Source organism: Enterobacter sp. BWH52 (assembly GCF_001037565.1).
Classification (GTDB): Bacteria; Pseudomonadota; Gammaproteobacteria; order Enterobacterales; family Enterobacteriaceae; genus Enterobacter; species Enterobacter hormaechei_C.
In genome coordinates, this window is the sequence record NZ_KQ089854.1 from 3,554,219 (window position 1) to 3,576,149 (window position 21,931).

Here is a 21,931-nt window from a genome sequence, read left to right on the forward strand (position 1 = left end):
TTATCTTCCTTCATTAATAATATGGGTACCCGTTTCACCGCGCAGCGCTGCGGGCAGGCAGTCCGGCGAGGTGATGATTACGCGCCTGCCGCCATGGCGTAAAAATTCCAGCGAAGCGACGATTTTTGGCAACATGCTACCTGCCGGGAAGTGGCCTTCATCCATGTAGCGCGTCATCTGCGCCACGTTGACGGTATCCAGCGCCTGCTGGTTCGGCTTGCCGAAGTTCACGCACACTTTTTCCACGCCGGTGGTGATCACCAGCACGTCGGCGCGGATCTCGCGCGCCAGCAGCGCGGTGGAGAGATCTTTATCGATAACCGCATCCACGCTCTGGTAATCGCCCTGTTCACTGCGCACCACGGGAATGCCTCCACCGCCCGCGCCGATGACCACAAAACCTTTCTGCGTTAGCGCCTTAATCGCATCCGCCTCGACGATGCGCCGCGGCTGGGGCGAGGCCACCACGCGGCGATAGCCCCGGCCTGAATCCTCGACAAAATGCCAGTCCGGGTGCGCGAGCTGTAGCTCGTCGCGCTGCGCCTCGCTGAAGAACGCGCCGATCGGTTTTGTCGGGTGCGTAAAGCCGGGATCGTTTTTATCCACCTCCACCTGGGTGACGACCGTGACCGCCTTTTGCTCGCCACGCGCCGCCAGGCGGTTGTTGAGCGCCTGCTGGATCAGGTAGCCGATGCCGCCCTGGGTATCCGCCACGCAGTTTGCCAGCGGGGTCAGCGGCAGCCCTTCCCGCTCGTGGGCGATTTCGGCGCGGCGCAGATCCAGCCCCACCTGCGGGCCATTGCCATGGGTGAGCACGATGTCATAGTCCGAGGCCAGCATTTCGAGCACCGACTCAGCCACCGCTTTGACCGCCTGCGCCTGATGCTCAATCGACTGGCTGGCGTTGTCTTTGATAATGCTGTTGCCGCCGATGGCGACGACCATAAGCTCTTTCATTTTGTTTCCTTTAGAAGGTGCGTTCTGGTGCCCTCACCCCGGCCCTCTCCCACAGGGAGAGGGGGATTAACAGAGGTATCCAGCACATGCTTCACCACAAACATCCCGCCCATCATCAGGTAGGCCGTGACAAACATCAGGGAACTGCCCTCGGCAAAGCCCACCACCGGGGCGTGGATCACGCCAAACAGCGCCAGCAGCGCGCCTCCTGCGGCGGCGACGGCCCCGCGCAGCGGTTTGTTGATAATGGCGAAGATGGCGATACAGCCCCAGAGCATGCTGGCGAGCGGCGCGCCGTTGCCGAGATGCATCAGGCCTTCGTAGTAGATCCCCTTGCTGTGCAGCACGTCGGTGCCGATTTTCGCCGCGCTGGTCCCCGCGGCGCTCATCACGCTGTTCATCATGGTCAGCGCCCAGTTGGCGATCCACGGGAACAGGCAGATGAAGATGACGGGCACCTCCACTTTCGGGGTTTCCCTCACCACCTGGTTGGCGGTGACGACACCGATAAACACCAGAATCGGCACGATGGCGGTCATCGGTATGATGGCGAGCATAAAGGCCCCCAGCCCGAACAGCGGCACGATGAACATGGTCACGCCGGACGCCAGGGTGTAGCCGATGCTGGCGCCCATCGCTTTCCAGCCAGGATGGCCGACGTAGACCGTGACCGGGAACGGATTGCCCATCAGGCAGCCGAGCATCGAGGCCAGACCGTTCGCCAGCATTACCTTGCGGGTCGGGTATTCATCCCCTGCCGCGTGGGCGCTTTCGATGTTCTCCAGGTCAAAGATGTAGTTTGCCAGCCCCAGCGGTACGGCGGACGCCAGATAAGGCAGCGCGTGCGGCAGCCCCTGCATAAAGCTGTCCACGTGCACTTCCGGCGGGTTAAAGCCGAAGGATGACATGGACGCTTTAATGGCATCCGGGCTTTGCAGGCCAGAGATCCACGCAAGTAGAGTACCGGCAATTAACAGCAGCAGGCCGGTCGGGATACGGGCGAAAATCGGCTTTTTACCGAACCAGTTAATGAAGATCAGCAGCAGGACGATAAACGACACGGTCGGCGCTTCGAACGCCTGCAACATCGGGTTCATCGCCAGCAGCAGCAAGCCAAGACCGGACAGGCACGACAGCAGCACGGTGCGCGGGATCATCTTGCGGATGGTTTCCCCCAGGAAGGAACCGCCCGCGAGGATCATCGCTTCCACAAAGCACCACACCAGGCCAATCTGAATCGCGAAATCCGCATCGCCAGTTTGCTGGTAAACCGGCATTAAGACCAGGAAGGTCACGGTAAAAATCGACGGCGCGCTCGGGCCGGACGGCAACGCGGTGACGTCCGTTCGTCCGGTAGCGCGCGCCATTTGCAGGCCAAACCACGTATAGCAAAGACTCGCCACCAGCACCGCCAGCCCGAAGGCTGGCGCGATGCGTCCATAAACAATCTCCTTCGGGATGCCGACGACAAAAATGAGCAGCCCCATCATGGTCAGCAAATTGGTCAGGTTGTTGGTCATCAACCCGAAATAAGCTGCCCAGTCACCTCTTTTCCACTCCAGTTTCATGTTTTTCATGGATGCATGCCTTATAAAAAGTAGCGATCGCGGAAGGTCAACAGCGCCTTTTCAAAACAGCTAAACGGCGGGTGAACGATGCCCGCCCCAATCATGCCGATCCCGGCGTCCTTGTGGGCAATGGCGGTATTAATGACCGGCAGAATGCCGCTGCCCGCGACCTTCGTGATGTCGATGGCGGTCGGGATCCCCATAAAGGAGAGCAGCGGAATGGTGACGTTCGGGTTTTCGCCGAGGGTGATTTCGCGCATCTGGCGAGAAAAATCGATGGCTTCCTCCACCGTGCCGCCCACCAGCGCCACGATTGCCGGGGCCGTCGCCATCGCAAAGCCGCCGATGCCGTAGGTTTCGGTGATGGCGCTGTCGCCGATATCCAGCCCGGAGTCTTCCGGCTTATAGCCCGCGAACATCGGGCCGATCACCTGCTGCGCCGGGCCGGTGAACCACTGCCCCGGCAGGCCGGAAACGCGCAGGCCGAACTCGTAGCCGTTGCGCGCCATGGTGGTGACGACGGTGCTGTACTCAATGCCGTGGGCAGCATCCAGCGCGGCCTTACACATCGCCATCCACGTCGGACCGGAGAAATAGTCGCTGCTGGCGACAAACTCGAACACTTCACGCTGCTGCGTCACGGGATAGCCCGCCTGGATCAGCCCCGGCGTCAGCGCCTGAATAAGCAGCGTGGTGCCCGCGTTGTTGCGGTTGTGGCACTCGTCGCCCATGTGCAGCGCCTGGGCCAGCATCAGGCGCAGGTCGATTTCGCCGATAATCTTCATCGCGTCGCGCAGCATCGGGCCGAGCACGTCGCGCATCCAGTTCAGGCGCTCGATCACGCTCTGGTCATTAGCCCCCATACGCAGGATCTTCGCCATCTGCTCGCTGAGGTTGGTGAAGGCGCGGTTGCCGTAAGTTTTGTTCTCAACGATGTGCATAAACATCGACGCGGAGGTGACGCCCGCCATAGAGCCCACACAGTCGTGCTCGTGGCACGGCGAGAAGGTGATGTCACCTGACGCCGCCAGCCTTGCGGCGTCCTCCAGATCCGTCGCCAGCCCTTCAAACACCAGCGCGCCGGTAACCGCACCTTTCATCGCACCGCACATGTTTTCCCAGGTAACTGGCGGACCGGCGTGCAGAATGGTCGTGCGGGTCATGCCCGGCACCATGTTGATGGCCTGGTCATAGCCCACCAGCACCGGATGGGACTGAATAATCCGCTCCAGGGCAATTTTGTTTGCGGCGGCAATTTTCTCCGCCAGCGGTTTTTCCGCCAGCTGGTCGAGCGCTTCAACAACCTGCATATTGCCCTGCCCCGGCGGCGTCCAGTCGAGCTGGGTCACGGGAACGTGCTGCTTTTTGAGGTCGTCGCTGAACATCGCAATGCCGACGTTAATGACGTTTAGCGGCTGGTTGAATAAAGTGGTCATTATGCTTTCTCCCCTTTGCAGACAAATTCGCGTGCCAGTAATCCGGTGTTGGTGCTGCTGCTGGCCCAGATGACGCCTGCGTCGGTCAGCAGCTGGCACTGCTGCGCCAGCGACTGCGGATCCTGATCGGTGCCGAGCACGTAGCCGAGAATTTCCAACGGACGGTTGTCGGCGTTCGCGATCGCCTGTGCCTCTTTGATCGCCTCGATCATCACCCCCACCGGATCGTCGTGCGCGCCAAAGCCCAGCACGAAGTCCATCACGATGACGCCCACCTGCGGATCGCGCGCCTCCTGTAGCAGGCGGCTGATGCGGTTGGTCGGGTCGATCATTGGGTGTGGCTTGCCGCTGGTGAAATCATCGTCACCGAAATCAAGGAAGGTGTGGGCCTGGCTAACGCTGATATCTTTCAGACGCCTGGCCGGGTCCGGCTGGATGTTGCTGTAAACATCGTCAAACTTCTCCAGCGCGGCAAACATCGCTTCGTCGCACAGGGTGCCGCCGCAGAACAGGCCGCGAATGTACTTCTGCTGCGACGTCAGGCGGGTGCGTACCTCTTCGATCAGCGGCCAGTTGAGCGGATGTAAATCCAGGTCGTCTTTTTTAATGCCGGTAAGCAGCACCGCTTTCAGGGCCGCCTCTTTGGTGCCACGAGCAAACTGCAAACCGTCTTCATCGGCAGGCGGTTCGTTGCGGCCCAGGAAGCACACAACTACAGGCTTGCGGCAGGCGCGTGCCCGGGCCAGCACCTTCTCAGCCACCGCGGGTGCTGGCGGTTTGGAGATGAGCGCTATCACCCGAGTAGCGTCGTCCGCCTCCAGCATGTCGATGGCGTCGAGCATCATCAGGCCGCCGATCTTCTCGCTAAGATCGCGCCCGCCGGTGCCGATCAGCTGCGACACGCCGCCGCCGAACTCATGAATGCGCACGCTCAGCTCCTGGCTGCCGGTACCGGAGGCGCCAACGATGCCAATCGTCCCGCGACGCACCGCGTTGGCGAAGCACAGCCCCGCGCCGTTGATAATGGCGGTGCCGCAGTCTGGCCCCATCATCAGCAGACCCTTTTCATGCGCCAGCTGCTTCAGCGCCAGCTCGTCGTCGAGCGATACGTTATCGGAGAACAGCATCACGTTAAGATCGTTTTCCAGCGCCTGACGCGCTTCCCGGGCGGCGAAGGTGCCGTTGACGGAAATCACCGCCAGGTTGCTGTCCGGACGATGGGTTTTGGCGCTGGCAATCGACGCGTAGCGTGCTTCATGGGAGCCCGTGCGCTCTTTACGCGTGAACAGCGCTTCAATGGAGGCCAGGGTTTCATCATTTGCCGCGTCGCCTTTAATCACGATCATCAGGTCGCCATTTTTCGCGTCCGCTAATTCCGGCGTTAATAGCCCGAGGTTTTTTAATACGCCTTTGTTCATTTCCGTCGCCATCGCCACAAACGCCTGCTCGACGCCCGGCAATTTATTGGCTTTGGTGGAAACCGACATTAAGGAAACCGAATCGAAATACGTATTCTTTTTTATGACGATTTTGGTTGGCATTATTTTCACCTGTTTAAGATAAAAGGGGGCCGCCGTCGTGCTAAATGCACGTCGGTAACAATGCGTTTTTTCAGTAACGGCCAGCCAGGGGAAGGCTGACCGAATGCGCTACGCGCCTGCCGCCAGCAGCAGGTCTGCGATCGCGTTGAAGCCTTTTTCCCGCGCCAGTTCGAGCGGGGTTTTGCCGTATTTATCGGTCATGTGCGGGTTCGCGCCGTGATCCAGCAGCAGCTTCACAATTTCCTGCTGCTTTGCGCCGCCGTCGTTTAATACGATGGCCTCCAGCAACGGCGTCCAGCCGACAAAATTGGTGTGGTTGACGTTGATGTCGGTTTTTTCCAGCAGCTCACGCACGATTTCAACGTGCCCTTTTTCACTGGCAGGGGTAATGCCCACGCCGCCAAAGCGCGTCAGACGGTCGAGATCCGGATCCGCCGGAAGGACAATGCGCAGCAGGGTTAAATCATTGGTCAGGCAGCTGATCAGGAAGGGGTTAAAACAGGTCTGGTCCTGTTTATCAATATCCGCCCCGGCGGCAATTAAAAATTCCACACAGGCGTAATGCTTTTTCAGGCTGGCAATAATAATGGCGGTTCTTTTCTGGCGGTTGGTTACGTTAATATCCACGCCTTTTTCCAGGCAGGCTTTTAGCGCGTCGATATTGCCCTCTTCTGCCGCCAGCAGAAATTCTGTAACCAGTGCAGTTGCAGACATATTCAGACTCCCTATGTTTCACTTCTGATGGCCTGAGAATAGCAACAGCCTGGTCATAAAAGAATCCGCTTAAAAATCATTCATCGACACGCAATTCATTGTTGAGTTAAATTCAACGGTCCGGCAGAAACGTGCGTCTGTGCAACCTTTTTCTTATGTTTTACCGCTTTTACACACTTCAGGCTGCATTATCCTTATGGCTGAAAAAGCCTTACACAGCGCGGCCCTACGTAAAAATACAGAACTGTGACCAACATCAACTATGATGTAACGCCAGTGTTAAAATATGTTCAAAACTGATGGTCACCAGGAGCCATAATATGAATTCCATCTTTACCGAAGAGAATTTGCTGGCCTTCACCACCGCGGCACGTTTTGGCAGTTTTAGCAAAGCGGCTGCCGAGCTGGGCGTAACCACCTCGGCCATCAGTTACACCATCAAACGCATGGAGACCGGCCTGGACGTGGTGCTGTTTGTACGCAACACGCGCAGCATTGAGCTGACCGAATCCGGTTTTTATTTTTATCGTAAAGCGACCGACCTGCTGAATGACTTTCATGCCATCAAGCGCGGGATTGATACCATTTCTCAGGGCATTGAGACGCGGGTGCGCATCTGCATAAATCAGCTTTTGTATACGCCACGCCATACCGCGCGTTTGCTCCAGGTGCTGAAAAAACAGTTTCCCACCTGCCAGATCACGGTGACAACCGAGGTGTATAACGGCGTCTGGGATTCCATCATTAATAATCAGGCCAATATCGCCATTGGCGCGCCGGATACGCTGCTGGACGGCGGCGGCATTGATTATACCGAGATAGGCGCGATCCGCTGGGTATTTGCCATCGCGCCCACGCATCCGCTGGCGTTCGCCCCGGAGCCCATCTCCGAAAGTCAGCTGCGTCTGTATCCCAATATCATGGTCGAGGATACCGCGCATACCATCAATAAGAAGGTGGGCTGGCTGCTTCACGGTCAGGAGGCGATTCTGGTGCCGGACTTCAACACGAAATGCCAGTGTCAGATCCTGGGGGAAGGTATTGGATTTTTACCGGAATACATGACGCGTGAGGCGGTGGAGGATGGGCTGCTGGTAACGCGGCGAATCAATAATCCGCGCCAGGATTCGCGCATGCTGCTCGCCACGCAGCATGCGGCGACCGGTCAGGTCACGCGCTGGATAAAACAGCAATTTGGCCCCGAAGGCGTGCTGACCCGGATCTACAGTGACTTACTGTGGCGTACCTAGCTCTTCGTCTGAACCCAAAATGCGTGGATAAGACCGGGGAAGTAGCCCAGGATGGTCAGAAGGATATTCAGAATAAACGCCCAGCCCAGCCCCTTGCCAAGCAGCACGCCCAGCGGCGGGAGAATAATCGTAAAAACAACGCGCCAAAAACCCATAAATAACTCCGTGCAAGCTAACCAATTGAAAATTATAAAAGACACTTCTCTAAGCGTAGCCAGTTTACGGGTAACTGCCATTCGTCTCTCGCGCTTTTACCTGCCTTTACCCTCTTTACACTGGCTTAAACCCGGCCTTAAATGCTCTACTGTTCTGAAATTGACCGTAAGGAAACATAATGTCTCTTCCTCTTATTTCGCCGCAGCAGGCAAACGCGCTTATTGCTGAAGGCGCCAAACTTATCGATATTCGCGACCCCGACGAGTATGCCCGCGAGCATATTCCGGCGGCGCACTCCATTCCGCTGGATTCGTTACCCGGCGGGCTTAACGCGGCGCCGGGAGAAACGGTGATTTTCCACTGTCAGTCCGGCGCACGAACCTCAAACAATGCTGCTCGTCTGGCGCAGGCAGCATCCCCTGCGAACGCCTGTGTGGTTGAGGGAGGCATTCAGGGCTGGAAACAGGCCGGGCTGCTGACCGTTGAAGATCGATCGCAGCCGCTTCCGCTGATGCGTCAGGTGCAGATCGCTGCCGGGCTGCTGATCCTCTGCGGCGTGGTGTTGGGTTACAGCGTCTCCAGCGGTTTTTTCCTGCTGAGCGGTTTTGTGGGCGTCGGGCTGCTGTTCGCCGGAGTGACAGGTTTTTGCGGTATGGCGCGACTTCTGAAAGTGATGCCGTGGAACCGACGTACCTGATAAGGAGTATCTGAAAGATTAGGCTGTACCCCGTCCCGGACGTGGGCTATGGTGAAGATCATGACAATGATGAGGAGGTGCTATGTTTTCTGTCGGTGATTATGTCCAACCGCGTCAGGGCGGTCCGAAACTGAAAGTGCTCGAAGTGAATGGTGAAAACATTGTGGCCGTGCAGGCCAGCGATGAGCAGGGCGAGAAATATCACCTGAAAGCGGCGGACGTAGTTCTGTACTCCGAAGAAGGTGACTTTGGCGTCTGCTAAGTCAATAATCGGGCGGAATACACCGCCCGAATAATCATCAGATCAGGAAATCGTCCAGCGATTTACCGTTTGCCAGTGCGGTCGCAATTGGCTTTGGCGTACGTCCCTGACCGGTCCAGGTTTTTTCTTCACCGTTCGCGTCAATAAAACGATATTTCGCCGCACGCGCTTTACGTTTTTTCGTCGGCTGACCCGCCTGCGCCAGGTCACTGCCTAACAGATCGCTCGGAGAAATACCGTCAGCTTTCATCAGTTCCAGCAGAGCATTAATTTTATCCTGCTGTTCAGCGCGTTGACGCTCTAATTCAGCCTGCTCGCTGCGTTTTTCTTCAGTGACAATCCGGAATTTTTCCAGCACTTCTTCCAGAACATCCATGGATAATTCACGTGCCAGCGCCCGGAGGGTACGAATATTATTAAGATTCTGTAACGTTAAAGCCATAATAATGAAAAACCTTTCTTCTTGTGTATAACATAAATCAGGCAACAGAATAATTGATTTTGGTTCTGATATCTACCCACCGTGACGTTTTGACATTATTGTAAATGTTTTAGAATATCCCGTTAATATAACCCTGAAATATATGTCTGTTTTAAAGCGTAATATACCGCCCTTCCCCAGGCCAAAAAACCCTGTTTTAAACCGTTCAAAAAACCGCCTCCAAAATCCCACACAACAAAGGTTTCACACGCGCATAGATAATCTAATTCATTGATATATTTCACTAAAATAGGCGCGAGGAGAGAAAATAACGAAGCGCGCAAAAAACGCACAATTTTAGAGAATTTTATGGCTAAAGCGCCAGTAAATAAAAATTAATCACTACTTGTTAGTTAAAAGCCAGAGAGATACGCTATACACTCAAAACAAACCAACCTAAAGCACTAAAGGCCGCAGGTAAAACGCCACTTTTTTGTCCTGTTCGAGGAGTTCAGACATGTTCTCACCGCAGTCTCGCCTGCGCCATGCGGTAGCGGATACGTTCGCGATGGTCGTTTACTGTTCCGTCGTGAATATGCTGATTGAAATTTTCCTGTCGGGAATGTCCTTTGAGCAATCTCTCTCGTCGCGCCTGGTGGCCATTCCGGTGAATATCATGATCGCCTGGCCGTACGGCCTGTACCGCGATGCAGTGATGCGTTTAGCCCGGCGTATTAGCCCGGCGGGTTGGGTAAAAAACCTGGCGGACGTGCTGGCTTACGTGACGTTCCAGTCCCCGGTGTATGTGTTTATTTTGCTGACGGTGGGCGCAGACTGGCATCAAATCGCCGCTGCGGTAAGTTCAAATATCGTGGTATCCATGCTGATGGGTGCGGTGTACGGTTACTTTCTTGACTACTGCCGCCGCCTGTTCAAAGTCAGCCCTTATAGCCAGGCAAAAGCGTAAGGTAAGGCGACTGGCTCATGCCAGTCGCAGAGTTATTGTACGTCGCCAAACAGCCCTTTCAGGAATCGCTCCAGCGCCATACGCGAGCTGAAACCGTGCGGAATACCATAATGTTCATGCGTCTCGCCGCCTAAATAGAGCGGAAATTGCTGATAATGATCGCAGGTTTTAATATCCGAGGCGGGCTCAGCAAATGACAGGCTTCTGTCTTTGAGTGTCGGGTGAATAATGAGAGCAGTACGCCCCATTCTTGCTTCACGGTTGACGTAAACATAATTCTCACCACGGCGATATCCGTACGCTTTTGATGTTACCTCATCCATGGTGAACCCTTCTTTTTCAAGAACGCGCGCCACCTCATCGGGTCGTAAATACATATCTTTTCCTCATTATCATTCCTGCCCGGCAACCTTACAGTATTCAGCATTAGCAGGGCTTTCAGAATATTCCATAAACTGCCCAATAAGCCGTGACTCGCTTCAGATATTACATTTCTGGACTAAACTAAACGGGAACACAAATTATGGAGGATCGTATGTTTAACAGACCGAACCGAAACGATATTAATGACGACACACAGGATATTCGTAACGATGTCAGCCAATTAGCGGACACGCTGGAAGCCGTATTGAAATCCTGGGGCTCTGACGCGAAGGACGAAGCAGATGCCGCGAAACGTAAGGCTCAGTCTCTGCTGCGTGAAACGCGGGCAAGGATGAACGGCCGCTCACGTACCACTCAGGCGGCCTGCGACATGGCCAGCTGCGCCACCACCTTCGTACGTGAAAAACCGCTTTGTACGCTGGGAACGGTCGCGGCGGTCGGGATTTTTGTCGGCGCCCTGCTTAGTCTGCGTAAGTAAGCGCGCGTTCTTAGCCCCGGTAGCCTCAGGCGCCGGGGCTTTTCTTTGCCTGACAACCTGAAAAAACCGTACAGCCCGCCCTGCCCCGCCAGGCTCATCATCGGGGCCTTATTAATCTGAATTTCCCATATCTTGTGTGGTTGAAACTTATATAAACTACATCTAGTATTCCCTTTAGTAAGACACACACAATATGACGCGTTTACTCGCGCCGTCCTCTCATTCTAAATGGAAATGCGAATCATGAGCATTATTATTTACACTCGTAACGATTGTGTTCAGTGCCACGCCACGAAACGGGCGATGGAGAGCCGCGGCGTGGCATTTGAGATGGTCAATATTGATCAGGTGCCCGACGCGGCAGACACCCTGCGGGCGCAGGGTTTCCGTCAGCTTCCGGTTGTGGTTGCCGGCGACACCAGCTGGTCTGGCTTCCGTCCGGACATGATCAACCGCCTTGCCGCTCAGGGCGTCAGTGCATGAGCACGCTGGTCTACTTTTCCAGCAGCTCGGAAAACACGCTTCGGTTTATGGAGCGTCTCGGGCTGCCCGCGATACGCATTCCGCTGAACGAGCGGGAGCGTATTCAGGTAGACGAACCCTACATTCTGGTGGTGCCCAGCTATGGCGGTGGCGGCACCGCAGGGGCTGTGCCTCGTCAGGTGATCCGCTTTCTGAACGATCCCCATAACCGGCAGCTTATTCGCGGCGTGATCGCCGCAGGCAATCGCAACTTCGGCGAGGCCTTTGCCCGCGCCGGGGATGTCATCTCTCAAAAATGCGGCGTGCCGTATCTCTATCGTTTTGAACTGATGGGGACACAGCAGGACGTAGAGAACGTGCGTAAAGGAGTGAACGAATTTTGGCAACGACAACCGCAGAGCGCGTGATTCAGGCAACGCCGGATTACCACGCATTAAACGCCATGCTAAACCTCTATGACCGGGAGGGGCGCATTCAGTTTGATAAAGATCGTGAGGCGGTGGACGCCTTTTTTGCTGCTCATGTGCGCCCGAACAGCATCGTTTTTGGCAGCCAGCAGGAACGTCTCGACTGGCTGGTAAAAGAGGGTTATTACGAAGAGCGTGTCCTGACCCGCTACGACCGCGCCTTCGTGGTGGCATTGTTTGAACGGGCGCACGCTTGCGGTTTTCGCTTCCAGACGTTTCTCGGCGCGTGGAAGTATTACACCAGCTACACCCTGAAAACCTTTGACGGCAAACGCTATTTAGAAAGCTTTGAAGATCGGGTGGTGATGGTGGCGCTGACGCTGGCGCAGGGCGATGAAGTGCTGGCCGAAAGTCTCACGGAGGAGATCCTCTCCGGCCGCTTCCAGCCCGCCACGCCAACGTTCCTTAACTGCGGGAAAGCCCAGCGCGGCGAGCTGGTCTCCTGCTTCCTGCTGCGTATTGAAGACAATATGGAGTCGATTGGCCGTGCGGTAAATTCGGCGCTACAGCTTTCGAAACGCGGCGGCGGTGTGGCATTTCTGCTTTCGAACCTGCGGGAAGCGGGCGCGCCGATTAAGCGCATCGAAAATCAGTCCTCCGGCGTCATCCCGGTGATGAAGATGCTGGAAGATGCCTTTTCGTACGCCAACCAGCTTGGCGCGCGTCAGGGCGCGGGTGCGGTTTATCTGCACGCGCACCACCCGGACATTCTGCGTTTTCTGGATACCAAACGTGAAAACGCCGATGAAAAGATCCGCATTAAAACCCTGTCGCTCGGCGTGGTGATCCCGGATATCACGTTTAAGCTGGCTAAAGAGAATGCCGACATGGCGCTCTTCTCACCGTATGATGTTGAGCGGATTTACGGCAAAGCCTTTGGCGACGTGGCGATAAGCGAGCTGTACGACGAGCTGGTGGCCGACGATCGCATTCGTAAAAAAACCATCAACGCCCGGGATTTCTTCCAGACGCTGGCTGAAATTCAGTTTGAATCCGGTTATCCGTACATCATGTACGAGGATACGGTGAACCGCGCCAACCCGATTGGCGGGCGCATCAACATGAGCAATCTGTGCTCGGAGATTTTGCAGGTCAACAGCGCGTCCAGCTACGACGAGAACCTCGACTACGCGGACGTGGGCAAGGATATCTCCTGTAACCTCGGGTCGCTGAATATTGCCCACACCATGGACTCTCCCGATTTTGGCCGCACGGTAGAGACCGCCATTCGCGGACTGACGGCGGTATCAGACATGAGCCACATCCGCAGCGTACCGTCTATTGAAGCGGGCAACGCCGCGTCGCATGCCATCGGCCTTGGGCAGATGAACCTGCACGGCTATCTGGCGCGGGAGGGCATCGCCTACGGCAGCCCCGAAGGGCTGGATTTCACCAACCTTTATTTCTACACCGTCACCTGGCATGCGGTGCATACCTCGATGATGCTGGCGCGCGAACGCCACCAGCGGTTCGCAGGCTTTGAGCAGTCCCGCTACGCCAGCGGAGAGTATTTCAGCCAGTATCTGGAAGGCGACTGGCAGCCGAAAACCGAAAAAGTACGCGCGCTGTTTGCCCGCGCTGGCATCACCCTGCCGACGCGTGAGATGTGGCAACAGCTGCGTGAAGAGGTGATGCGCTACGGCATTTATAACCAGAACCTTCAGGCGGTGCCGCCAACCGGCTCCATTTCCTATATCAATCACGCCACGTCGAGCATCCACCCCATCGTGTCGAAGATTGAAATCCGTAAGGAAGGCAAAACCGGGCGCGTCTACTACCCTGCCCCGTTTATGACCAATGAGAATCTGGCTCTGTACCAGGACGCCTATCAAATTGGCCCGGAAAAGATCATTGATACCTACGCCGAGGCGACTAAACATGTGGATCAGGGGCTGTCGCTGACGCTCTTCTTCCCGGACACCGCCACCACGCGGGATATCAACAAAGCGCAGATCTACGCCTGGAAGAAAGGCATCAAAACGCTGTACTACATTCGCCTGCGCCAGCTCGCGCTGGAAGGCACCGAAATTGAAGGCTGCGTGTCCTGCGCGCTGTAAGGAGAAAGGATGAAACTGTCACGCGTAAGCGCCGTTAACTGGAACAAAATTCAGGATGATAAAGACCTGGAGGTATGGAACCGCCTGACCAGCAACTTCTGGCTGCCGGAAAAGGTGCCGCTCTCCAACGATATTCCGGCCTGGCAAACTCTGAGCCATGCCGAGCAGCAGCTGACAATCCGCGTCTTTACCGGCCTGACGCTGCTGGACACCATTCAGAATACCGTGGGTGCGCCCGCGCTGATGAGTGATGCGCTGACCCCGCACGAGGAGGCGGTAATGTCGAATATCAGCTTTATGGAGGCGGTGCATGCCCGCTCTTACAGCTCGATTTTCTCCACTCTGTGCCAGACCAGGGACGTGGACGCCGCCTACGCCTGGAGTGAAGAGAGCGCGTCATTGCAGCGCAAGGCAGATCTGGTGCTGGAATATTACCGGGCCGACGAGCCGCTGAAGAAGAAGATCGCCAGCGTATTCCTGGAATCTTTCCTCTTCTATTCCGGCTTCTGGCTGCCTATGTACTGGTCGAGCCGGGGCAAGCTCACCAACACCGCCGATTTGATTCGCCTCATCATCCGCGATGAAGCGGTACACGGGTATTACATCGGCTATAAGTACCAGAAAGGACTGGAGAAAGTCACCCCGGAAAAACGCGAGGAACTCAAAGGTTTTGCCCTCGATTTACTGATGGATCTGTATGACAACGAGCTGAGCTATACCGAAGAGCTGTACGCCGGAACGGGCTGGGAAGAGGACGTAAAAGCCTTCCTCTGCTACAACGCCAACAAGGCGCTGATGAACCTGGGCTACGAAGCGTTATTCCCACCAGACATGGCGGAAGTGAACCCGGCGATCCTCGCGGCGCTGTCGCCCAACGCCGATGAAAACCACGACTTCTTTTCCGGGTCCGGCTCGTCGTACGTGATGGGTAAAGCGGTGGAGACGCAAGACGAGGACTGGGATTTTTAATGAATGAATTAACGTTCATTAATTAACTCTGCATTTCATTATTTCCAGCCAAATATTCCACCAGGTACTACACTGTAATTTCCCCGTCATATTCGCCTGAAACACACCGATTCAGGCGAAATTTCCCCATGCAGCAGCAAAAAATTGAGAAAAATTCAAACCGCCCTCAGCCCTTTATTCATGGGAAATTCAGCCGTTTCGCTTGCGGCAAAATTCTGGCCTTCGGCTGGCCCAGGGTTGTCTCAGATTCTGAGTATGTTAGGGTAATGCCAGTTAACTATTTACCATGGTAATCATATCGACATAAACAAATAACAGGACACTCTCTATTGCATGGCAATTAAATTAGAAGTGAAAAATCTTTATAAAGTATTTGGCGAGCACCCGCAGCGTGCTTTCAAATATATTGAGAAAGGCCTTTCGAAAGAGCAAATTCTGGAAAAAACCGGGCTATCGCTTGGCGTTAAAGACGCCAGTCTGGCCATTGAAGAAGGCGAGATTTTTGTCATCATGGGATTATCCGGTTCGGGTAAATCCACTATGGTTCGCCTTCTCAATCGCCTGATTGAACCCACCCGCGGACAGGTGCTGATTGACGGCGTTGATATCGCCAGAATATCAGACGCGGAACTCCGCGAGGTGCGCAGAAAGAAAATTGCGATGGTGTTTCAGTCATTTGCACTGATGCCGCACATGACGGTACTCGATAATACCGCCTTTGGCATGGAGTTAGCCGGTATCCCCGCTCAGGAACGTCAGGAAAAAGTCCTTGATGCACTGCGTCAGGTCGGGCTGGAAAATTATGCTCATGCGTATCCGGATGAACTCTCCGGCGGTATGCGTCAGCGTGTGGGATTAGCGCGCGCATTAGCGATTAATCCGGATATTTTATTAATGGACGAAGCCTTCTCGGCGCTCGATCCCTTAATTCGCACCGAGATGCAGGATGAGCTGGTAAAATTACAGGCCAAACATCAGCGCACCATTGTTTTTATTTCTCACGATTTGGATGAAGCCATGCGTATTGGTGACCGTATCGCCATTATGCAAAATGGTGAAGTGGTGCAGGTCGGCACACCGGATGAAATTCTCAATAATCCGGCGAATGATTATGTGCGCACCTTCTTCCGCGGCGTGGATATTAGCCACGTATTCAGTGCGAAAGATATTGCCCGTCGAACACCAAACGGCATTATTCGAAAAACGCCAGGTTTTGGTCCGCGCTCCGCGCTGAAGCTGTTGCAGGACGAAGACCGTGAATACGGTTATCTGGTTGAACGCGGCAATAAATTTGTCGGCGTGGTCTCCATCGACTCCCTGAAAACCGCCCTGAGCGAAAACCAGGGAATCGATGCAGCGTTGATTGACGCTCCGCTTGCCGTGGACGCCGAAACGCCGCTCAGCGAGTTGCTCTCTCACGTGGGTCAGGCGCCGTGCGCCGTGCCGGTTGTCGGTGAAGAACAACAGTACGTTGGCATCATCTCAAAACGGATGCTGCTACAGGCTTTAGATCGCGAGGGGACAAACAATGGCTGATCAATCAAACCCATGGGGCACCACTGAAGCAGCGGACAGCGCGGCGCAATCTGCCGATGCGTGGGGTTCGACGCCTGCGCCTGCCGATGGCGGCGGCGCGGCAGACTGGCTCAACAGCGCACCGGCGCCTGCCCCAGAGCATTTCAATATTATGGATCCGTTCCACAAGACGCTGATCCCGCTGGATAGCTGGGTAACGGAGGGGATCGACTGGGTCGTTACCCACTTCCGTCCGGTGTTCCAGGGGATCCGCATCCCGGTGGATTACATCCTGAACGGCTTCCAGCAGCTGATGCTGGGCATGCCCGCGCCGGTGGCGATTATCCTGTTCTCGCTGATCGCATGGCAGTTCGGCAGCGCGGGTATGGGGATCGCCACGCTGATTTCGCTGATTGCCATCGGCGCGATTGGCGCGTGGTCTCAGGCGATGATCACCCTGGCGCTGGTGCTGACCGCCCTGCTGTTCTGCGTGGTGATCGGCCTGCCGATGGGGATCTGGCTGGCGCGCAGCCCCCGGGCCGCGAAAATTATCCGCCCGCTGCTGGATGCGATGCAGACCACGCCAGCGTTCGTTTACCTGGTGCCTATCGTGATGCTGTTCGGCATCGGTAACGTACCGGGGGTGGTCGTGACCATTATCTTCGCCCTTCCGCCAATTATTCGTCTGACCATTCTGGGCATTAACCAGGTGCCTGCGGATCTGATAGAGGCATCGCGCTCGTTCGGCGCCAGCCCGCGTCAGATGCTGTTTAAGGTTCAGCTTCCGCTGGCGATGCCGACCATTATGGCAGGTGTTAACCAGACGCTGATGCTGGCGCTGTCGATGGTGGTGATCGCCTCAATGATTGCCGTTGGCGGGTTAGGTCAGATGGTACTGCGCGGCATTGGCCGTCTCGATATGGGGCTGGCGACCGTCGGCGGCGTCGGGATTGTGATCCTCGCCATCATTCTTGACCGCCTGACCCAGGCTGTCGGTCGTGATTCACGCAGTCGCGGCAACCGTCGCTGGTACACCACCGGCCCTGTCGGGTTACTCACCCGCCCATTCACAAAATAAGGAACAACGATGCGACATAACGTACTTTTTGCCACAGCGTTTGCGACCCTTGTCTCCACCAGCGCAGTTGCCGCTGACCTGCCGGGCAAAGGCATTACCGTGCAGCCGGTGCAGAGCACCATTTCGGAAGAGTCCTTCCAGACCCAGATTGTCAGCCGTGCGCTGGAGAAACTGGGCTATACGGTGAATACCGCCAGCGAAGTGGATTACAACGTGGGCTATACCTCCATTGCCTCCGGCGATGCCACCTTTACCGCCGTGAACTGGCAGCCGCTGCACGACGATATGTATGCCGCCGCAGGCGGTGACAAGAAATTCTACCGTGAAGGCACCTTTGTGACCGGCGCTGCGCAGGGATATTTGATCGACAAGAAAACCGCCGATAAGTATCACATCACCAATATTGAACAGCTGAAAGATCCGAAGATCGCCAAACTCTTTGATACCAACGGTGACGGCAAAGCCGACATGATGGGCTGCTCGCCGGGCTGGGGCTGTGAAGCGGTAATTAACCACCAGAACAAAGCCTTCGATCTGGCGAAGACCGTCGACGTGAGCCACGGCAATTACTCTGCGATGATGGCCGACACCATCGCCCGCTTTAAAGAAGGCAAGCCGGTGATCTACTACACCTGGACGCCGTACTGGGTGAGCGACGTGCTGAAGCCGGGCAAAGACGTGGTGTGGTTGCAGGTGCCCTTCTCTTCCCTGCCGGGCGAGCAGAAAGATATCGACACCAAACTGCCAAATGGCATGAACTATGGCTTCCCGGTGAATACCATGCATATCGTGGCGAACCAAGCCTGGGCCGAGAAAAACCCTGCGGCGGCGAAGCTGTTCTCGGTGATGAAACTGCCGCTGGCTGACATTAACGCCCAGAACGCGATGATGCACGCGGGTAAATCATCCGAAGCAGATATCAAAGGCCACGTGGATGGCTGGATCAAAGCCCACCAGCAGCAGTTCGATGGCTGGGTGAAAGAGGCGCTTGAGGCGCAGAAGTAAAGTACTTTCCCCTCACCCCAGCCCTCTCCCGAAGGGAGAGGGTGTTAGCGTTCCCTCTCCCTTCGGGAGAGGGTTAGGGTGAGGGGCTTAACCGCACAAACACACACATAACAATTCCCCAACATTCACCATCATTGGTTATTATGTTTCCGGAAAAATAATCACTTAACTCACGATTCCTGAAACTAATGACAAAAACAACTCAAGGGCTTAGCCCCGCACTCATCCTTTTAATGTCCGTGGCAACGGGTCTGGCCGTCGCCAGCAACTATTACGCACAACCACTGCTCGACACCATCGCACGCGCCTTCGATCTTTCAGCCAGCTCCGCCGGCTTTATTGTCACCGCAGCACAGCTCGGCTATGCGGCCGGGCTGCTGTTCCTGGTGCCATTAGGCGATATGTTTGAGCGCCGGATGCTTATCGTCTCCATGACGCTGCTGGCGGCGGGCGGAATGTTGATCACCGCCAGCAGCCAGTCGTTAACGATGATGATTATCGGCACCGCGCTGACGGGGCTGTTCTCGGTGGTGGCGCAAATTCTGGTTCCCCTCGCCGCGACGCTGGCTTCCCCGGAAAAACGCGGCAAAGTGGTCGGTACTATCATGAGCGGCCTGCTGCTGGGCATCCTGCTGGCGCGAACCGTTGCCGGGCTGCTGGCGAGCCTCGGCGGCTGGCGCACCGTTTACTGGGTGGCGAGCGTGCTGATGCTTATCATGGCGCTGGCCCTGTGGCGCGGCCTGCCAAAGGTGAAGCAGGAAAATCACCTGAACTATCCGCAGCTCCTCGCCTCCGTTTTCAGCCTTTTCACCCGGGATAAACTCCTGCGCACGCGCGCCATTCTGGGGTGTCTCACCTTCGCCAACTTCAGCATCTTATGGACGTCGATGGCGTTTCTGCTCGCCGCGCCACCGTTTAACTACTCAGAAGGCGTGATTGGCCTGTTCGGGCTGGCAGGCGCGGCTGGCGCACTGGGCGCGCGCCCGGCGGGTGGGCTGGCCGATAAAGGTAAATCTCATATGACCACCTCCGCAGGGCTGGTTTTACTCCTGCTCTCCTGGGCGGCCATCTGGTACGGACACGTCTCCGTGCTGGCGCTGATTGTCGGTATTCTGGTGCTAGACCTCACCGTGCAGGGCGTACACATCACCAACCAGACCGTGATTTACCGCGTGAAGCCGGACGCCCGTAACCGTCTGACGGCCGGGTACATGACCAGCTACTTTATCGGCGGCGCGGCGGGCTCGCTCATCTCAGCCTCCGCCTGGCAGCATGCGGGCTGGACGGGAGTGTGCGCCATCGGCGCCATCGTCGCGGCGATAAATCTGCTGGTATGGTGGCGCGGCTATCACCGTCAGGAAGCAATTCACTAAGTTTTACATTGCTTTGGGCCCCCCGGGGTGTAAAGGGGGCCTGCATCTGTTAAGGTAACAGCAATCATTTATCCCAGAAATTTTACTGTGGGTGACATATTTACTACCGGCATGAATAGTTCAGACCCCTGTCCTCACATCCCCTCTTTCGCGGGTACACACCCCACACTCTCTGTGCTCACCGGGTCACGGATTTACCCGGCGCTTTCTGATGGTGACATACGTTTGGCGGATATAACCGCACAAATAATTCATTTACATTATTTGTCACTGTCGTTACTATATCGGCTGTAATTAATGAGGTTATGCCCAAAATGGATAGTTCGTTTACGCCCATTGAACAAATGCTTAAGTTCCGCGCCAGTCGTCATGAGGACTTCCCGTATCAGGAAATTCTGCTGACCCGCCTGTGCATGCACATGCAGGGTAAGCTGCTGGAAAATCGTAACAAGATGCTGAAAGCGCAAGGGATTAACGAGACGTTGTTTATGGCGTTGATTACGCTGGAGTCTCAGGAAAATCACAGCATTCAGCCATCGGAACTGAGCTGTGCGCTGGGGTCATCCCGTACCAATGCAACCCGTATCGCGGATGAACTGGAAAAGCGCGGCTGGATTGAACGCCGTGAAAGCGATAACGATCGCCGCTGCCTGCATCTGCAACTGACCGAGAAAGGTCACGAATTCTTGCGCGAAGTGCTGCCACCGCAGCACAACTGCCTGCACCAGCTCTGGTCTGCCCTCAGCACCGCCGAGCGCGACCAGCTTGAGCATATTACTCGCAAGCTGCTCACCCGTCTGGACCAGATGGATGAAGATGGCGTCATCCTTGAGGCGCTGCGCTAACGCGACGATCCGCTCAACATTCCAGATTGCTAAAAAGAAAAACTGACAGGCCAGCACGTGAAACTGCTGGCCTTTCTGACAACAGGTCGGCTCAGCCGATGTGAAAATAAAAAGATCGTGGAGAACAACAATGAGCGCAAATGCGGAGAACACCCCCCCGCAGCAACCGGTCAACAAAAAGGGCAAACGTAAGAGCGCCCTTATTCTGCTGACCTTGCTCTTTATTATTATTGCCGTGGCATATGGGATCTATTGGTTTTTAGTCTTGCGTCATGTTGAAGAGACAGACGATGCATACGTGGCAGGGAATCAGGTTCAAATCATGGCCCAGGTGTCAGGCAGCGTGACGAAAGTCTGGGCTGATAACACCGACTTTGTGAAAAAAGGCGATGTGCTGGTCACGCTCGATCCAACCGACGCCCAACAGGCTTTTGAAAAAGCACAGACGGCTCTGGCCTCCAGCGTTCGCCAGACCCGCCAGCTGATGATCAACAGCAAGCAGCTTCAGGCCAATATCGACGTGCAGAAAACGGCGCTGGCTCAGGCGCAGAGCGACCTCAATCGTCGTGTTCCTCTCGGCACCGCCAACCTGATTGGCCGTGAAGAGTTGCAGCACGCCCGCGATGCGGTGGCCAGCGCACAGGCGCAGCTGGACGTGGCGATCCAACAGTACAACGCTAATCAGGCGATGGTGCTGGGTACTTCTCTGGAAAACCAGCCGGCGGTGAAACAGGCGGCGACCGAAGTGCGTAACGCATGGCTTGCCCTGCAACGTACCAAAATCGTCAGCCCGATGACCGGCTACGTTTCCCGTCGTTCCGTACAGCCAGGGGCGCAGATTAGCACCACCACGCCGCTGATGGCGGTAGTTCCGGCGAACAATCTGTGGGTCGATGCGAACTTCAAAGAGACCCAGCTGGCGCATATGCGTATCGGCCAAACCGCAACTGTGGTCAGCGATATTTACGGCGATGACATCAAGTACACCGGGAAAGTGGTCGGTCTGGACATGGGGACCGGCAGCGCGTTTAGCCTGCTGCCTGCACAGAACGCCACCGGCAACTGGATCAAAGTGGTACAGCGCTTGCCTGTGCGTATCGAACTGGATCCTAAGCAGCTGGCAGACCATCCGCTGCGAATTGGCCTTTCCACGCTGGTGACGGTCGATACCGCCAACCGAGACGGTCAGATCCTCGCAAGCCAGGTGCGCAGTACGCCAGCTTATGAAAGTAACGCCCGTGAAATTAGCCTCGATCCCGTCAATAAGCTGATCGATGACATCGTGAAGGCAAACGCCGGTTAAGCCGA

Annotated in this window: 23 protein-coding genes; 15 read left to right on the forward strand and 8 right to left on the reverse strand. The window is 55.8% G+C overall.

Going from position 1 to position 21,931, the window contains the following annotated elements; all coding sequences use genetic code 11:
- From SK47_RS16705 to SK47_RS16725, 5 genes are all read right to left on the reverse strand, one after another.
- Window positions 1-957, reverse strand: coding sequence for a carbamate kinase family protein (locus tag SK47_RS16705; RefSeq protein ID WP_022651711.1), 957 nt, complete (start codon window positions 955-957; stop codon window positions 1-3).
- The gene (locus SK47_RS16710; protein ID WP_022651712.1) at window positions 954-2,534 is read right to left on the reverse strand and encodes a hypothetical protein; all 1,581 of its coding nucleotides are present in this window, start codon (window positions 2,532-2,534) and stop codon (window positions 954-956) included. Before SK47_RS16710 ends, SK47_RS16705 begins: the two co-directional genes overlap by 4 nt.
- 11 nt (window positions 2,535-2,545) lie before the next feature.
- Window positions 2,546-3,961 (reverse strand): YlbE family protein, encoded by a 1,416-nt coding sequence (locus SK47_RS16715; RefSeq protein WP_048244803.1) that lies wholly within the window; start codon window positions 3,959-3,961, stop codon window positions 2,546-2,548.
- On the reverse strand, window positions 3,961-5,502 hold the full coding sequence (fdrA, locus tag SK47_RS16720; RefSeq protein WP_048244805.1) for an acyl-CoA synthetase FdrA: 1,542 nt from the start codon (window positions 5,500-5,502) through the stop codon (window positions 3,961-3,963). The genes SK47_RS16715 and fdrA overlap by 1 nt, the downstream gene beginning before the upstream one ends.
- A 108-nt stretch (window positions 5,503-5,610) precedes the next feature.
- Window positions 5,611-6,216 carry an ankyrin repeat domain-containing protein gene (locus SK47_RS16725; protein WP_022651715.1) on the reverse strand — a complete coding sequence of 202 codons (606 nt, stop codon included), beginning with the start codon at window positions 6,214-6,216 and terminating at the stop codon, window positions 5,611-5,613.
- Between the two features lie 320 nt (window positions 6,217-6,536).
- Here SK47_RS16725 and SK47_RS16730 point away from each other — a divergent pair, with 320 nt between their 5' ends.
- The gene (locus tag SK47_RS16730) at window positions 6,537-7,466 is read left to right on the forward strand and encodes a LysR substrate-binding domain-containing protein (protein WP_015571650.1); all 930 of its coding nucleotides are present in this window, start codon (window positions 6,537-6,539) and stop codon (window positions 7,464-7,466) included.
- On the opposite strand, the gene SK47_RS16735 is transcribed toward SK47_RS16730, so the two are convergent.
- Window positions 7,463-7,621, reverse strand: coding sequence for a YqaE/Pmp3 family membrane protein (locus tag SK47_RS16735; protein WP_003862203.1), 159 nt, complete (start codon window positions 7,619-7,621; stop codon window positions 7,463-7,465). The genes SK47_RS16730 and SK47_RS16735 overlap by 4 nt on opposite strands.
- Before the next feature lie 179 nt (window positions 7,622-7,800).
- Between SK47_RS16735 and SK47_RS16740 the strand changes: the two genes are divergently transcribed.
- Window positions 7,801-8,319 carry a rhodanese family protein gene (locus SK47_RS16740; protein ID WP_022651716.1) on the forward strand — a complete coding sequence of 173 codons (519 nt, stop codon included), beginning with the start codon at window positions 7,801-7,803 and terminating at the stop codon, window positions 8,317-8,319.
- An 82-nt stretch (window positions 8,320-8,401) separates the two neighbouring features.
- Window positions 8,402-8,581, forward strand: a complete 180-nt coding sequence (locus tag SK47_RS16745) for a hypothetical protein (RefSeq protein WP_003862199.1) — start codon at window positions 8,402-8,404, stop codon at window positions 8,579-8,581.
- 37 nt (window positions 8,582-8,618) lie between these two features.
- Here SK47_RS16745 and stpA read toward each other — a convergent pair whose 3' ends face one another.
- Entirely contained in the window at window positions 8,619-9,023 is a 405-nt protein-coding gene (gene stpA, locus SK47_RS16750; protein WP_022651717.1) for a DNA-binding protein StpA, read from the reverse strand.
- Between the two features lie 496 nt (window positions 9,024-9,519).
- On the opposite strand from stpA, the gene alaE reads away from it, so the two are divergent.
- Entirely contained in the window at window positions 9,520-9,969 is a 450-nt protein-coding gene (alaE, locus tag SK47_RS16755; RefSeq protein ID WP_022651718.1) for an L-alanine exporter AlaE, read from the forward strand.
- Window positions 9,970-10,001: 32 nt separating this feature from the next.
- Here the strand turns inward: alaE and SK47_RS16760 are convergent, their stop codons facing one another.
- A complete protein-coding gene (locus SK47_RS16760; RefSeq protein ID WP_006811693.1) occupies window positions 10,002-10,346 on the reverse strand; it encodes a DUF2002 family protein in 345 nt (114 codons plus the stop codon).
- Window positions 10,347-10,504: 158 nt separating this feature from the next.
- On the opposite strand from SK47_RS16760, the gene SK47_RS16765 reads away from it, so the two are divergent.
- The 11 genes from SK47_RS16765 (at window position 10,505) to emrA (ending at window position 21,926) form a co-directional block, all read left to right on the forward strand.
- Entirely contained in the window at window positions 10,505-10,831 is a 327-nt protein-coding gene (locus SK47_RS16765; protein ID WP_017382769.1) for an ElaB/YgaM/YqjD family protein, read from the forward strand.
- Window positions 10,832-11,074: 243 nt separating this feature from the next.
- The gene (gene nrdH / locus SK47_RS16770) at window positions 11,075-11,314 is read left to right on the forward strand and encodes a glutaredoxin-like protein NrdH (protein WP_017382770.1); all 240 of its coding nucleotides are present in this window, start codon (window positions 11,075-11,077) and stop codon (window positions 11,312-11,314) included.
- Window positions 11,311-11,721 (forward strand): class Ib ribonucleoside-diphosphate reductase assembly flavoprotein NrdI, encoded by a 411-nt coding sequence (gene nrdI, locus SK47_RS16775; RefSeq protein WP_003862188.1) that lies wholly within the window; start codon window positions 11,311-11,313, stop codon window positions 11,719-11,721. Before nrdH ends, nrdI begins: the two co-directional genes overlap by 4 nt.
- Entirely contained in the window at window positions 11,694-13,838 is a 2,145-nt protein-coding gene (gene nrdE / locus SK47_RS16780) for a class 1b ribonucleoside-diphosphate reductase subunit alpha (protein WP_048244807.1), read from the forward strand. Before nrdI ends, nrdE begins: the two co-directional genes overlap by 28 nt.
- A gap of 9 nt (window positions 13,839-13,847) precedes the next feature.
- Window positions 13,848-14,807, forward strand: coding sequence for a class 1b ribonucleoside-diphosphate reductase subunit beta (gene nrdF, locus SK47_RS16785; RefSeq protein ID WP_045335676.1), 960 nt, complete (start codon window positions 13,848-13,850; stop codon window positions 14,805-14,807).
- A 333-nt stretch (window positions 14,808-15,140) separates the two neighbouring features.
- Window positions 15,141-16,343 (forward strand): glycine betaine/L-proline ABC transporter ATP-binding protein ProV, encoded by a 1,203-nt coding sequence (gene proV / locus SK47_RS16790; protein WP_048244809.1) that lies wholly within the window; start codon window positions 15,141-15,143, stop codon window positions 16,341-16,343.
- Window positions 16,336-17,400: a glycine betaine/L-proline ABC transporter permease ProW gene (gene proW / locus SK47_RS16795; protein ID WP_015571659.1), complete on the forward strand. Its 1,065-nt coding sequence runs from the start codon at window positions 16,336-16,338 to the stop codon at window positions 17,398-17,400. The genes proV and proW overlap by 8 nt, the downstream gene beginning before the upstream one ends.
- Before the next feature lie 9 nt (window positions 17,401-17,409).
- Window positions 17,410-18,405, forward strand: coding sequence for a glycine betaine/L-proline ABC transporter substrate-binding protein ProX (proX, locus tag SK47_RS16800; protein WP_048244811.1), 996 nt, complete (start codon window positions 17,410-17,412; stop codon window positions 18,403-18,405).
- A gap of 188 nt (window positions 18,406-18,593) precedes the next feature.
- Window positions 18,594-19,778 carry an MFS transporter gene (locus SK47_RS16805; RefSeq protein WP_022651721.1) on the forward strand — a complete coding sequence of 395 codons (1,185 nt, stop codon included), beginning with the start codon at window positions 18,594-18,596 and terminating at the stop codon, window positions 19,776-19,778.
- Window positions 19,779-20,092: 314 nt separating this feature from the next.
- Window positions 20,093-20,623 (forward strand): multidrug efflux transporter EmrAB transcriptional repressor EmrR, encoded by a 531-nt coding sequence (emrR, locus tag SK47_RS16810; RefSeq protein WP_017694792.1) that lies wholly within the window; start codon window positions 20,093-20,095, stop codon window positions 20,621-20,623.
- 130 nt (window positions 20,624-20,753) lie between these two features.
- Window positions 20,754-21,926 (forward strand): multidrug efflux MFS transporter periplasmic adaptor subunit EmrA, encoded by a 1,173-nt coding sequence (gene emrA / locus SK47_RS16815; protein WP_022651722.1) that lies wholly within the window; start codon window positions 20,754-20,756, stop codon window positions 21,924-21,926.
- Window positions 21,927-21,931: the final 5 nt, after the last annotated feature.